We start from the raw sequence: 13,352 nt of genomic DNA, 5'->3' as shown, positions 1-13,352 counted from the left end.
GGAATGGGAATGCCGCACCAACGACCGTCCCCGCACCCGCCGAGACTGGGGCCGAGCCGCCCCCTAGACCTGCCGCGCCCCACCCACTCACCCGACAGCCACCGAGCCGACCCGCGCCCATCCCGCACCTAGCGTGCAGGGCGTTTTTCTTTGGGCCGTCCCCGTACAAGCGTTAGCGGTGGGCCGGGGCGGCGGGTCAAGGGGAGCCCGAAGGGCTCTCGCGCAGCGACGCGACCGTAGGGAGCGCCCTTGACGCGCCGCCCCGGCCCACCGACACTCGAGCGCTCGGGACGGCCCGCCCCCCAGAAGCAAGCCTTGGTTGTTACCCCCCCGCCACCGCAACCGCCGCCTGCGGCCTGATCGGCAGCCGGTTCACCGGGCGGCCCGTAGCCGCCCGCACCGCCGAGGCCACCGCCGCCGGGGATGTCACCACCGGCACCGCGCTGACCGGCTTCGCGCCGAACGGGGCCACCACGTCCCGCTCCTCCACCAGCTTCACGATCCGGATGTCCGGTGCGTCCAGCGCCGTCGGCAGGGCGTAATGCGTGAGGTCCGGATGCCGGATCAGCCCCCTCGGCGTACGCAGGTTCTCCGTCAGTGCCGCCCCCACGCCCTGCGTGACGCCCGCCTCGATGCGGGTCGCCAGCTGCGCCGGGTTCAGGACGCGTCCCACATCCTGCGCCACCGCCATCTCGACCACCCGAATCGAGCCCAGCTCAATATCGACGTCCACGATCGCGCGGATCGCACAGAACGCCAGCCCCACAAACGCGTCCCCCTGACCCGCATCGTCCAGCGGCTCGGTCGGATGCGGCCGGCACTGCGCCGTGGCCCACAGCTCCTTGCCCTCCATCGCCTCCATCACCGTCGTCGACAGGACTCCGTCGTACGACGTGATCTTGCCGTCCGCGATCTGGAGCAGCTCGGTCGACATCCCGAACTTGTGCGCCAGCGGCTGGAGCAGCTGCGTACGCACCATCTTCGCCGCCCGCTCCACCGCGCCGCCCGACACCCACGTGTGGCGTCCATGCGTCGCGGGGCCCGCCGGAGGCTGGTCGGTGTCCACCGACGCGACGTGCACCTCTTCGACGCCCAGGACCTCCTGGACGATCTGGCGCGCCAGCGTCGAAAACCCGCCGCCCGTCTCGACCGCCGCGCAGATCACCGTAGCGACCCCGCCCTGGACCTTCACCGTGGCCGTCGAGACCTCGTCCGTCCCCTCCGCGCCCAGCATGTGCACCATGCCGACCGCGTATCCGACTCCCCTACGCACCGCGCTCGGCTCGCCCGCGCCCTCCGGGCCGCCCGGCAGCAGCCACTCGTCCTGGGGGGTGTCCTTGGGCAGCGCGGGAAGCGGGAAGTCGCGTACCGACCGCAGCAGCTCGGCCACCGGGGCCGGGCACGTCACCGTCTGCCCCGTAGGCAGCAGATCACCCGTCGCCAGCACATTGCGCAGCCGCAGTTCCGCCGGGTCGAGCCCGAGCTTCGCCGCGAGCTTGTCCATCTGGCCCTCGTACGCCGCGCACACCTGGAGGGCGCCTTCACCACGCACGTGTCCCGACGGCGGGTTATTCGTACGGACGGCCCAACCCTCAATAAATGCGTGCGGCACGACGTACGGACCGCACGCGAATGCCACCGCCGCCGCCAGCGATTCCGACGAGGCGTCGGCGTACGCACCCGCATCCAGAAGAATCTGCGCCTCCACCTTCACCAGCCGGCCCTCCGCGTCCGCGTGGTGGCGGTAGCGCAGCAGAGTCGGGTGCCGGTGAGCGTGGCCGAGGAAAGACTCCTCCCGCGTAGCTGCCAGCTTGACCGGGCAGCCGGTCTTCAAAGCAAGCAGCCCCAGCGGGATCTGGAAGCTGCCGTCCTCACGATCACCCGTCGCGCCCGGAACTCCCGTCACCACGACCTTCACGCGCTCCGGCTCCAGCCCGAAACAGGCCGCCGCGCGGTCGCGATCCGTATGGGGATCCGTCGACGCCGTATAGATCTCCACGCCACCGTCCGGGCGCGGGACCGCGAGGCCGGCCTCGGCGCCGATGGGCGCCGGGTCCTGGCGGCCGATGCGGTACAGGCCCTCGACGATCACCTCGCCCGCGACCTCCGGGTCGCCGTAGCTCAGCGGGATGTGCCGGATCAGGTTGCCGTCGGGGTGCAGCGGCTCCGCCGCGAAGGCCTGCTCGGGGTCGGTGACCGGTTCGAGGATCTCGTACTCGACCGCGATGGCGGCGGCGGCCAGGCGAGCCGTGTCCGGGTGGTCGGCGGCCACGGCGGCAATGGCCTCGCCGTGGTGGCGGACCAGGTCTGAGGCGAAAACGGGGCGGTCGGCGACGCTGCGGCCGTGGGCGGGGTCGCCCGGCACGTCCTGGTGGGTCACTACAGCCCGTACGCCTGGCATTTCGGACGCTGCGGACGTGTCGATGGAGGCGATACGGGCGTGGGCGTGCGGCGAGCGCAGTACGGCGGCCCACAACAGGCCCTCCGCCCACAGGTCGGCCGCGTACGGGAACGTGCCCTCCGTCTTCGCGCGCGCGTCGGCCGGGGCGAGGGACGCGCCGAGGCCGTGGCTGGGCGCGTCGGGGCGGTGCTCGGGCTGGATGCCGTCGACCGCCGTGGTACTGGTCGCGGTGGCCGCGTCGTTGCTCACGCCATGCCTCCGTCGTGCGGGTTCTCGCGGGGGTGCTCGTGGGGGTGCTGGTGGGGCTGCTGGACGCTGCCGGCGCCGGGGGGTGCCTGGTGCGGGATGCGGGCTTCTTCCGACGCGGCGGTCGCTTCGCGCTCGGCCACGACCTCGCGTACCGCTTCCAGCACACCCCGGTAGCCGGAGCAGCGGCAGAGGTTGCCGCACAGCGCCTGGCGGGTCTCGAGCTCGCTCGGGGCGTGGTTGCCTTCGAGCAGATCGTGGACGGTCATCGCCATGCCGGGTACGCAGAAACCGCACTGGACCGCGCCGCAGTTGGCGAGGGCGCGCTGGACGTCGGACGGTTCGCCGTCGGTGGCCAGGCCTTCTACCGTACGGACCTCGCTGCCGGCGGTGGTGGCGGCGGGCACGAGGCAGGAGGCGACCAGGCGGCCGTCGACCTGGACGGCGCAGGCGCCGCATTCGCCCTGGGAGCAGCCGTCCTTGGCGCCGGCCAGGCCGAGGCGCTCGCGCAGGACGTAGAGGAGGGACTCGCCGATCCAGGCGTCCGTGACGGGGCGGTCGGCGCCGTTCACCCTGAGGACGTAGGAGGCATGGGGGTGCTCGCTGTGGGCGTCTTCCGGGGTTTCCGGAGCGTCGGCGACGGCGTCGGGACCGGCACCCAGAGCATCGGGACCGGTGCCGGGGGCGTCGGAATCCGTGTCCTGACCGTCGGGCTCGCTGCCCAGGGCGGCGGGCTCGGTGCCAGTGCCAGTGCCAGTGCCGGTGCCCAGGGCGCCGGGCTCGGTGCCAGTGCCAGTGCCCGGGGCGTCGGGCTCGGTGCCGGCGTCGGGCTCAGTGCCCGGGGCGTCCGGGTCGGTCCCGCCCCGTGGCGTCTCCTCGGGCGTCGAACGTTCGGGTACTGCGTTTTCTTCGGGTTCTTCGGGCTCGTTGCGTTCAACGCCCTGCGGGGAGCGCCCCGGTACGTCCCCTCCTGGCACCGTGGACTGCGAGGCGGCGTCCGTCGCGTCCTGCGGGGCGATGGGCTGCGGCTCGAAGTCGTGCGTCAGGTGGGACGCCTGTGGCGGCTGCGCCGCCCATGGGGCGGGGGCGCCACCCGGCAGGGTCGGGCTCGCCTCGGTCGTGTTCGCCCAGGGGGCCGCCGCGCCGCCCGGCAGGGTCGCCGGGGGGTGGGTGCTGCTCCAGTGGGACGCCAGGGCGGAGGTCGTGAACTCGCCGGATTCGTCCGGGAGGTCCCCGTCCGCCACCGGGATCGTCCACTGGCCCGTGAGCTCGGACGCGACCGGCGGCGTCGGCTCCGGGGCCGATTCGAAGCTCCACTGGCCCGTCGTCCCGGGCTCGTGCGCCGGTGCGGGCGCCTGCGGGCTTTCCGGTTCCGGCCAGCGCATTTCGCCCGGCGCCGAAGCCGGCACGGTCCAGGTCCCGGTCGCGCCGGGGTCGGTCGCGGCCGCGCTCGACGGCGTCTGTGGGATCTGCGGGGTTACGTGCGGAGCGATCTGCGGCGGTACGTAGTCGTGGCCGGGCGCGGCCAGTGGGTCGCCGTAATCGCCGTAGCCACCGAAGTCCGTCATGCCCTCGGGCAGCTGCACGAACGCCGTGGCCTCCGCGTCGTACTCACCGCCCTGCGGGATCGGCTGCCAGCCGCCGGGGTTCGTACCGGCGTTCGTACCGGGGTTCTCGTTCTCGCTCACGACAGTGCCCTCCCCAGCGCTCGTCGGGCCAGCGCGGCGACCGTGCGCCGCAGGTGCAGAACGGCGGGCGGCAGGGCGGGGACCGGCTCCGCCCCGTCCGGCGCCGGAGCCGGGTCCGGGATGCAGGCGGCGGCGACGTACTCGCCGAACGCCGCACACGCGTCGGGCGCCAGCTTGCGGTCCGCGTCCCACTCGATCAGCGAGGCGATCCAGCGCTCCGCCTCCAGGGGCCGCAGCGGCATCGGCGCGATGGCGCCCACCGCGCACCGCACCTCGCGCCGCGCCGGGTCGAGGACGAGTGCCACGGACGCGGTCGCGCGGCCGGGGCCGGTGCGTCCGGTGGCCTTGAAGAAGACCTGGGGGGCGTGCAGCAGCGGTACGCGCACGAAGCCGATCAGCTCGCCGGCGCCCAGCATGTCGCGGCCGGCGAGGAGGTGGGAGACGGGCGTCTCGCGGCGTGCGCCGCCCGGTCCCGCGATCACCAGCGTCGCTTCCATCGCGGCCAGTACGGGCAGGGTGTCGCCGGTGGGCGCGGCGGTGACGATGTTGCCGCCGAGCGTTCCGGCGTTACGGATCTGGGGCGGGCCCGCGGCGCGCGCGGCCGCGGCGAGGGCGGGGATGAGCGCCGCGAAGTCGGGGCGGCCCATCCGGGCATGGGTGAGGCCGGCGCCGAGCAGGGCGTTTCCGTCCTGGTACTGCCAGCCCCTGATCTCACTGATCCGGCCCAGCCCGACCAGGGCGGCGGGCCGCAGTTGCCCGGAGTTCACGGATGCCATCAGGTCCGTACCGCCCGCGACGGGCACGGCGGCAGGCATGGCGGTGAGTGCCGCCACGGCCTCGTCGAGCGAGGCCGGGAGCGTCACGGACTGCGCCGCCCGCGGTGCGTGCGTGGTCAACCCAGCTGCCCCTTCCCGGTGTCCCGGCTGTCCCGTCTGCTGCGCCGTACGGTACGTGCTCACAGTCCGGACGAGGCAACTCTGGCACATCTTGCGAACCGGCCGACGCGAGGGTCCACTAGGGGCCCCTCGTCCCCGGCCAGGGCATTGGTCCGCTTTCGTGCATCATTGGTGCTGAGTTCGGATTGACACTCTTCAGCGCCTCTTGGGTGACTTACGGCTTATGCCGAGCCGGGGCTCTTCCACGCTCCCAGGCCCGGCACAGCGCGGCACGCTCCTTCCCTCACGGCTCACACGTTTGGGGGCGACCCGTCGATCGGGCGTCCGAGCGTGGCTGGATTTCCGTCGGGCGACGGGCGCTTGTGCCAGGGCAACGGACCGCCCGGTGGCCGGTAGTCGACCCCCAGAGCATCAAGCCGCCGGTAGTGCGCCGCCATTCGCGCCTCGAAACCGGCGAAGTCCCGTTCGGCAGGTGCCGGCAGGTCCGCCCAGGCGACCTCGGCGAACGCCGCCAGGCGGGGGAACGTCTGGTAGTCGACGCGGCTCTGGTTCTCCATCACCTCGGTCCAGACGTTGGCCTGGGTGCCGATGACGTGCCGCGCCTCCTCGGGGGTCAGCTCCGCCGGTACGGGCTCGAAGCGGTAGACGTCCTCCAGCGTGCGGACGTACCCGATGGGCATCGGCTCGTCCGGGCCACCGTCCTGGCGGTGGTCCAAGTACACCTCCTGCTGGGGGCACATGACGACGTCGTGGCCGGCTTTGGCCGCGGCGATTCCGCCCGCGTAACCGCGCCAGGACGAGACCGCCGCTCCCGGCGCGAGGCCGCCCTGGAGGATCTCGTCCCAGCCGATGAGGCGGCGGCCGCGGGCGGTGAGCCACGTGTCGAAGTGGCCGATGAACCACGACTGGAGCTCTTCCTCGTCGGCCAGGCCGAGTTCCTTGATACGTGCCTGTGCCGTCGGGGATTCCTTCCACTGGACCTTCAGAGCCTCGTCGCCGCCCACGTGGATGAAGGTGGAGGGGAAGAGGTCGAGGACCTCCTCGAAGACGCCTTCGAAGAAGCGGAGGGTGTTGTCAGTGGGGGCGAGTACGTTCGTGTTGATGCCCCAGGTGTCCCAGACGGAAAGGGTGGTCGTGTCAATGACGTCTGTATTGCCCAGCTCCGGATACGCGGCGATCGCGGCCTGGGAGTGGCCCGGGATGTCGATCTCCGGGACGACGGTGATGTGCCGCTCGGCGGCGTACGCGACGATCTCGCGGATGTCGTCCTGCGTGTAGTAACCGCCGTGCGGTGCCTCGGTCCACAGGTCCGACGACCGGTGGCCGTATTTGGTGCGCGCCCGCCACGCACCGGTCTCCGTCAGTTTCGGGTGGCGTTTGATCTCGATCCGCCAGCCCTGATCGTCAGTGAGGTGGAAGTGGAAGACGTTGAGCTTGTGCGCGGCGAGGAGGTCCAGATAGCGCAGTACGCCGTCCTTGGGCATGAAGTGGCGTGACACGTCGAGCATCAGGCCGCGCCAGGCGAAGCGCGGCTTGTCCTCGATGGCCACCATCGGTACGGACCACTGGCGAGTCGGGTCGATGGGCGCCCGCCGGAAAGCGTCCGGGCCGAGCAGCTGACGCAGCGTCTGCGCGCCCCAGAAGACGCCCGCCGTGCTGCCGCTCTCGATGAGGACGAGGTAGCCGTCGACGACCAGGCGGTAGCCCTCCGGGCCGAGGTCCTGCCCGATCTCGGGGTCGATGCGCAGCTCGATGCGGTTGCTGCCGCTGTCGCGTTCGTTGTCGCTGTCGGTGCCGTCCGCCAGCGGCAGCCCGGTGGCGGCACCGACCGTGGCGCGCAGCCAGCGGGCCACGGCCTCGGTGCCGGGGCGGGCGAACAGGGCGGTGTCGCGGCCGATGGGGTAGTGGCCCTGGGCGGGCGGCGCCCAGGCGGCGGCTCCGGGAGCCGGTACCAGATCGAGCATGGCGTCAGTCCTTAACCGCTCCGCCCAGTCCGGAGACCAGGCGTCGCTGTACGAGTACGAAGAAAACCAGCACCGGGACAGTCATCACCGTCGAGGCTGCCATGATCCCTCCCCAATCGTTTTCCTCCGGCTTGAAGAAAACCAGCAATGCCATGGGGAGTGTCGACTGTGAGGTGTCGCTGATGATGAAGGACTTGGCGAAGAGGAAGTCGTTCCACGTCGAGATGAAGGAGAAGACGCTCGTCGCGACCAGCCCCGGGAAGACGAGCGGGAAAAGGATCTGCCACAGGAAGCGGGAGCGGCTCGCGCCGTCGATGTACGCCGCCTCCTCCAGCGCCTCGGGAACGGCCTTGACGAAGCCGCGCAGCATCCACACCGCGAACGGCAGCGAGAAGGCGATGTGCGGCAGGATCAGCGAGCCGAGCGTATTGAGCTGTCCGAAGTCCCTCATCAGGAAGAACAGAGGGATCGTCAGCGCCTCGATCGGCACCATCTGGGCGACCAGGAACATGATCAGGAGTGTGGTGCGGAACGTGAAGCGGAAGCGGGTTACCGCTGTCGCCGCCAGGAATGCGATCAGTGCGGAGGCGATCACCACGACGGACGCGACCAGCAGGCTGTTGAGGAAATAGCGGCCGAATTCCTGCTGCTCGAAGACGCGCCGGAAGGAGTCGAGCGACGGCGAAAGCGTCCATGGCCTGGCCTCCGTGGACTGGATCTCGCCCGCCGGTTTGAAGGCGGAAAGGACCATCCAGTACAGCGGGAAGGCCACGGCCGCGGCGATCAGCAGCGCCGCCGCCTCCGCGGCCAGGCGCCATGGGCGGCGTACAAGAGTCATAGTTCTTCTGCTCCCTGACGTCGCAGCAACCGCAAGTACACGAGCGTGACCGCGAGCAGAATCACCAGCATCACGACGCCGATCGCCGAGCCCAGGCTGTACTGCGAGGACGCGAAGGCCTTCTGGTAGGCGTAGACGTTGAGGACGAGGTTCTGGCCGGCGATGCCGCCGCCGTTGGTCATGACGTAGATCTGGGTGAAGATCTTGAAGTCCCAGATGATCGACTGGATGGTGACGACCACCAGGATCGGCCGCAGCATCGGCGCCGTCACCGACCGCCAGATCCGCCACTGCGAAGCCCCGTCGAGGGACGCCGCCTCCAGCACCTCCCCCGGGATCGCCCTGATGCCCGCGTAGACCGTCACCATCACGAACGGGAACGAGCACCACACCACTTCGAGGAGTACGAGCGCGAAGGCGCTGTAGCGGTCGTACGTCCACGAGTAGTCGCCAAGGCCCAGGAGTTTGTTGACCGGGCCGAAGTCCGGGTCGAAGAGAAACACCCAGACGGTGGACCCGGTGATCGCCGGAGTTGCCCACGCGCCGAGCGCCGCCATCATCAGCGCGAGCCGCGGCACGGCCCGTACGCGGGTCAGCAGCACGGCGAGCGCGCAGCCGAGCGACAGGGTGGCGATGACGCAGGCCGCCGCGAAGACGACGGTCGCGAGGAGCACCTGACAGAACTGCGGGTCGCCGAAGAGCGTGGCGTAGTTCCCCAGGCCCTTGAAGGTGGTCGGCTCACCGCCGCTGACCTGCGCCTGGGTGTACTCCAGGAAGGAGATCAGGCCGAGCTGGTAGATCGGGTAGACGAGCAGTCCGCCGAGTACGACGAGGGCGGGCGCGAGGTAGAGCCACGGCGTCCAGCCGGAGCCTCGCCGCAGGCTCGCGCTCGACGCGCTCAACCCGCCGCGCCGAACGCGTCGTTCATCTTCTTCGCCGCGTCGCCGGATGCCGCCGCCACGTCCTTCCGGCCGCTGACGACTTCCTGGAACATCGTCGGAAGTACGAGGGAGGAGTCGATCTGCGCCCAGCCCGGCGAGGCCGGAGCCGCCTTCGCACCCGCCGCGAGCGTCTTGATGAAGGGCTCGATGAACGGCTCCTTCTTCGCCGCCGCCTCCCGCACATCGGTGTACGTCGGCAGGAACCCCATCGCGTCGAAGAACTCCGCCTGCGTCTTCTTCCCCGCCAGCTCCTTCATCAGGTCGACAGCGAGGGTGCGGTGCGAACTGCTCTTCAGCACGCCGATGTTGTTGCCGCCCGCGAAAGCCGGCGCGATCTCGCCCGCCTTCACGCCGGGCAGCGGCACCACCGCGTACTTGCCCTTCACCTTGCCCGCCTCGACCGCCGCATGGCTGAAGTCGCCGCCGATCGCCATGCCCGCCTTGCCGGACGCGAAGGCGGTGACGGTGTCGTTGCCGCCCATCTCGGCGCACTTGGCGGCCGGGCAGTTGTCGGAGCCGAAGAGCGAGGTGTACGCCTTGATGCCCTTCTGGGCGGCCGGGCTGTCGATGGCGGAGGTGTACGTTCCCTCGCTTCCGCCGCTCTCCTCGGCGAGTTCGCCGCCGTTGGCCCAGATGAACGGCATCGCGCCGTACGTGTACGCGCCGCCGACCGCGAGCCCGTACATGGCGGGCTTCGCTTTGCGGATCTTCTTTGCGGTGGTGATCATTTCGGCCTGGGACCTGGGCGGCTTCAGCCCCAAGTCCTTGAAGACGTCGGTGCGGTAGTACAGCGCGCGTACGCCGACGAAGAGCGGGGCTCCGTACACCTTGCCGTCGACCGTCACCGACTGCCTGGCCGCCGGGTCGGTGTCCTTGGCTTCGGCCCAGGCCCCGAACTCCTCACTCACATCGGCGAGTCCGCCGTCCTTGACGTAACCGGCGGTGTCGGTGTTTCCGTACTCGATCAGGTCGGGGGCGCTCTTCGGGTCGTTGAAGGCGGCCTTGATCCTCTGGGCGCGGGTCTCGACCGGTATGTACTCGATCTCGACGTCGACGTCGGCCTCCGCGCCCTTGTGCCGCGCGCGGAAGGCGTCGACGGCGCGGTCGACAACCTTCCGCTTGGGCTCGTTGCTGACCTCCTGGAAGAGCCAGACACGCAGCGTGCCGCTCTTCTCGTCCTTCTTCGCGCTGTTGTCGGACGTCTGCGGGGCGCAGGCGGTGGCGGTGAGGCCGGCCAGTACAAGAGCGGCCGTCGGCACGGCAATTCGGGCAGAGAGCTTCATCCGGGACTCCTGTTGAGTCAGCGTTGCAACATACGCAACGTCGGTTTCGCGCTGCACAACAGGCAGGAATCTAGATCGGCTTGCCACGAGCCGACAAGAGGTCTGAACCACTCTGGGCCGGCTCTCCACCACCTTGTGACCAGCCGAAGCGTCCCGTGCAACGCGAACGGCCCCCGCGGCGCGCCGATGCGCACCGCGGGGGCCGTCCCCGTACCTACGGACTACTGCCTACTTCTTGCCGCTGCTGTCCTTGCCGCCCTTGCCACCCTTGTCCTTGTCGCCGCCCGCACCCAGAGACTCGAAGATCTCCTTGCACATCGGACAGACCGGATACTTCTTCGGGTCACGGCCCGGAACCCAGACCTTGCCGCAGAGCGCGACGACGGGCGTACCGTCGAGGGCGCTCGCCATGATCTTGTCCTTCTGGACGTAATGGGCGTACCGCTCGTGGTCTCCGTCGCCGTGCGAGGTCTGCGGCGTCGGCTCGACGAGGGTCCCCGTACCTGCCCCGCGCTCGGGCTCGGGCTCAAGAGTGCTCATGGCGTCCAAGGGTACCCACCCCGGGCCCGTTCAGTTCAGGCTCGGATCGTCCGGGTACGTCGCGATCATCGCCAGTCTGCTGCGCTGCCTGCGCAGTACGGCCCGCCACAGGCTCTCCGGCTCCGGTGAGGACACGTCGCCGGGCTCCGACTCGACGACGTACCAGGCGCCGCTCTTCAGCTCCTCCTCCAGCTGACCGGGGCCCCACCCCGAGTACCCGGCGAAGATCCGCAGCGAGCCGAGCGCCGCCGCGAGGAGTTCCGGCGGGGCCTCCAGGTCGACCAGGCCGATCGCGCCGTACACCCGCCGCCAGCCGAGCGGGCCCTCGTCACCGGGGATCACCGCGACCCCGAGGGCCGAGTCGAGCGAGACCGGGCCGCCCTGGAAGACGACGTCGGGATCACCCGCGAGGCCGGCCCAGGGCAGCAGGATGTCCCGGACTCCGACCGGCGTCGGCCGGTTGAGGACCACGCCGAGCGAGCCCTCCTCGTCGTGGTCGATGAGGAGCACCACCGCGCGGTCGAAATTCGGGTCCGCGAGGGCCGGGCTGGCCACCAGCAGCCGTCCTGTGAGCGAGGACACCTCCGTCATGGCAGACATGATCCCGCACATTCGCCCTCCGGGGGGAGCGGACGGCAGTCTGTGAGGCTGCGCAGCTCAGGGCGCACCGGAGCAACGGGAGCGCGCACCGCCGGAACGTCACCCTCCGCAGAGGCCGCTGTGCGGAGCGTGTTGTGTCTGATTCATGACATACGTGAACCCCGCTTGGCCTTATGGCACAGGGGTAGTCGCCCCTTACTCTTTTCTCTGGCCACCTGTCCGACAACTCCGGAACGCGAGATCCATGACCGGCACTGAAGATGTACTGCTCGTCCACGGCGGCACCCCGCTCGAGGGCGAGATCCGCGTCCGCGGCGCGAAGAACCTGGTGCCGAAGGCGATGGTCGCCGCGTTGCTCGGCAGCGGTCCGAGCCGACTGCGCAACGTGCCCGACATCCGTGACGTGCGCGTCGTACGCGGACTGCTCCAGCTGCACGGCGTGACGGTCCGCCCCGGGGAGGAACCGGGTGAGCTGATCCTCGACCCGTCCCACGTCGAGTCGGCCAACGTCGCCGACATCGACGCCCACGCGGGCTCCTCGCGCATCCCGATCTTGTTCTGCGGCCCGCTGCTGCACCGGCTCGGCCACGCCTTCATCCCGGGCCTGGGCGGCTGTGACATCGGCGGCCGGCCGATCGACTTCCACTTCGAGGTGTTGCGGCAGTTCGGCGCGACGATCGAGAAGCGGGCGGACGGCCAGTACCTGGAGGCCCCGCAGCGGCTGCGCGGCTGCAAGATCCGGCTGCCGTACCCGTCGGTCGGCTCGACGGAGCAGGTGCTGCTGACGGCCGTACTGGCGGAAGGCGTGACGGAGCTCTCCAACGCCGCCGTGGAGCCGGAGATCGAGGACCTCATCTGCGTACTGCAGAAAATGGGCGCGATCATCTCCATGGACACCGACCGGACCATCCGGATCACCGGTGTCGACTCGCTCGGCGGCTACAACCACCGCGCGCTCCCGGACCGCCTGGAGGCGGCCTCCTGGGCGTCGGCGGCGCTCGCGACCGAGGGCAACATCTACGTGCGCGGCGCGCAGCAGCGCTCGATGATGACGTTCCTGAACACGTTCCGCCGGGTCGGCGGCGCCTTCGAGATCGACGACGAGGGCATCCGCTTCTGGCACCCGGGCGGCCCGCTCAACGCGATCGCCCTGGAGACCGACGTACACCCCGGTTTCCAGACCGACTGGCAGCAGCCGCTGGTCGTCGCCCTGACGCAGGCCTCGGGCCTGTCCATCGTCCACGAGACGGTGTACGAGTCGCGCCTGGGCTTCACCTCCGCGCTGAACCAGATGGGCGCGCACATCCAGCTCTACCGCGAGTGCCTGGGCGGCTCCGACTGCCGCTTCGGCCAGCGCAACTTCCTGCACTCGGCGGTCGTCAGCGGCCCCACGAAGCTCCAGGGCGCCGATCTGGTCATCCCCGACCTGCGCGGCGGCTTCTCGTACCTGATCGCGGCGCTCGCGGCGCAGGGCACGTCCCGGGTCCACGGCATCGACCTGATCAACCGCGGCTACGAGAACTTCATGGAGAAGCTCGTGGAACTCGGTGCGAAGGTCGAGCTGCCGGGCGGCGCGCTCGTGTGATCGTTTGACCTACGCCGAAGGGGCGGCCGTCCGGATTACCGGGTGGCCGCCCCTTTCGCTGTGCTCGTATGCGCTGTGCTCGTATGCGCTGTGCTCGTACGCCCGGCTCAGTCCCGTTCCGCGGAGACCGAGGAGCTCTTCGACGCCTGGCCGCCGTCGCCGGACGAGGCGGGGGCCGATCCCATGCTGGCGGCGAGCGTCGCGGTCAGGAGTACGGCGCCCACCACAAGCAGGGAGCGGCTCGGTCGGGCCTGGTTCGATACGCGCACGTCTTACTCCTGGGTCGCTGACTCGGCGACCGCGCGCCTTACCAGTTTCCGGGGACGTAAACCTCTTGTGTTGGAGAATGCTTCAGCTGCTGGAAGCCCTG

General features: G+C 70.3%; 11 protein-coding genes. 1 reads left to right on the top strand and 10 read right to left on the bottom strand.

Translation table 11 applies throughout. The annotated features are described in order from the left end of the window. Positions 1 to 322: 322 nt before the first annotated feature. From ABZX79_RS30070 to ABZX79_RS30030, 9 genes are all read right to left on the bottom strand, one after another. Entirely contained in the window at positions 323 to 2,650 is a 2,328-nt protein-coding gene (locus tag ABZX79_RS30070) for a xanthine dehydrogenase family protein molybdopterin-binding subunit (protein ID WP_355264546.1), read from the bottom strand. After that, on the bottom strand, positions 2,647 to 4,335 hold the full coding sequence (locus ABZX79_RS30065; RefSeq protein WP_355264543.1) for a 2Fe-2S iron-sulfur cluster-binding protein: 1,689 nt from the start codon (positions 4,333 to 4,335) through the stop codon (positions 2,647 to 2,649). The genes ABZX79_RS30070 and ABZX79_RS30065 overlap by 4 nt, the downstream gene beginning before the upstream one ends. Beyond that, positions 4,332 to 5,231: an FAD binding domain-containing protein gene (locus ABZX79_RS30060; RefSeq protein ID WP_355264540.1), complete on the bottom strand. Its 900-nt coding sequence runs from the start codon at positions 5,229 to 5,231 to the stop codon at positions 4,332 to 4,334. Before ABZX79_RS30060 ends, ABZX79_RS30065 begins: the two co-directional genes overlap by 4 nt. A gap of 290 nt (positions 5,232 to 5,521) precedes the next feature. Next, complete coding sequence (locus tag ABZX79_RS30055) at positions 5,522 to 7,195, bottom strand: beta-N-acetylhexosaminidase (protein ID WP_355264537.1); 1,674 nt, start codon at positions 7,193 to 7,195, stop codon at positions 5,522 to 5,524. 4 nt (positions 7,196 to 7,199) lie between these two features. Further along, positions 7,200 to 8,033: a carbohydrate ABC transporter permease gene (locus ABZX79_RS30050; protein ID WP_355264534.1), complete on the bottom strand. Its 834-nt coding sequence runs from the start codon at positions 8,031 to 8,033 to the stop codon at positions 7,200 to 7,202. Then, the gene (locus ABZX79_RS30045) at positions 8,030 to 8,935 is read right to left on the bottom strand and encodes a sugar ABC transporter permease (RefSeq protein ID WP_355264531.1); all 906 of its coding nucleotides are present in this window, start codon (positions 8,933 to 8,935) and stop codon (positions 8,030 to 8,032) included. Before ABZX79_RS30045 ends, ABZX79_RS30050 begins: the two co-directional genes overlap by 4 nt. Next, the gene (locus ABZX79_RS30040; RefSeq protein WP_355264528.1) at positions 8,932 to 10,257 is read right to left on the bottom strand and encodes an extracellular solute-binding protein; all 1,326 of its coding nucleotides are present in this window, start codon (positions 10,255 to 10,257) and stop codon (positions 8,932 to 8,934) included. Before ABZX79_RS30040 ends, ABZX79_RS30045 begins: the two co-directional genes overlap by 4 nt. Positions 10,258 to 10,485: 228 nt before the next feature. Next, entirely contained in the window at positions 10,486 to 10,797 is a 312-nt protein-coding gene (locus ABZX79_RS30035; protein WP_214969355.1) for a DUF3039 domain-containing protein, read from the bottom strand. Between the two features lie 30 nt (positions 10,798 to 10,827). Continuing rightward, entirely contained in the window at positions 10,828 to 11,388 is a 561-nt protein-coding gene (locus ABZX79_RS30030; protein WP_355264646.1) for a YqgE/AlgH family protein, read from the bottom strand. A gap of 253 nt (positions 11,389 to 11,641) precedes the next feature. On the opposite strand from ABZX79_RS30030, the gene murA reads away from it, so the two are divergent. Beyond that, positions 11,642 to 12,982: a UDP-N-acetylglucosamine 1-carboxyvinyltransferase gene (murA, locus tag ABZX79_RS30025; RefSeq protein ID WP_215133448.1), complete on the top strand. Its 1,341-nt coding sequence runs from the start codon at positions 11,642 to 11,644 to the stop codon at positions 12,980 to 12,982. 107 nt (positions 12,983 to 13,089) lie between these two features. On the opposite strand, the gene ABZX79_RS30020 is transcribed toward murA, so the two are convergent. Further along, complete coding sequence (locus ABZX79_RS30020; RefSeq protein WP_355264523.1) at positions 13,090 to 13,251, bottom strand: hypothetical protein; 162 nt, start codon at positions 13,249 to 13,251, stop codon at positions 13,090 to 13,092. Positions 13,252 to 13,352 lie beyond the last annotated feature (101 nt).

It is taken from the genome of Streptomyces sp. NPDC002994 (assembly GCF_040611155.1).
GTDB lineage: Bacteria > Actinomycetota > Actinomycetes > Streptomycetales > Streptomycetaceae > Streptomyces.
This window is presented reverse-complemented; position numbering and strand designations above follow the sequence as displayed.

Coding starts and splice junctions, on each gene's coding strand:
- ABZX79_RS30035 (WP_214969355.1), bottom strand. CDS start 10,797: ATGAGCACTCTTGAGCCCGAGCCCGAGCGCGGGGCAGGTACGGGGACC.
- ABZX79_RS30055 (WP_355264537.1), bottom strand. CDS start 7,195: ATGCTCGATCTGGTACCGGCTCCCGGAGCCGCCGCCTGGGCGCCGCCC.
- ABZX79_RS30050 (WP_355264534.1), bottom strand. CDS start 8,033: ATGACTCTTGTACGCCGCCCATGGCGCCTGGCCGCGGAGGCGGCGGCG.
- ABZX79_RS30030 (WP_355264646.1), bottom strand. CDS start 11,388: ATGACGGAGGTGTCCTCGCTCACAGGACGGCTGCTGGTGGCCAGCCCG.
- murA (WP_215133448.1), top strand. CDS start 11,642: ATGACCGGCACTGAAGATGTACTGCTCGTCCACGGCGGCACCCCGCTC.
- ABZX79_RS30040 (WP_355264528.1), bottom strand. CDS start 10,257: ATGAAGCTCTCTGCCCGAATTGCCGTGCCGACGGCCGCTCTTGTACTG.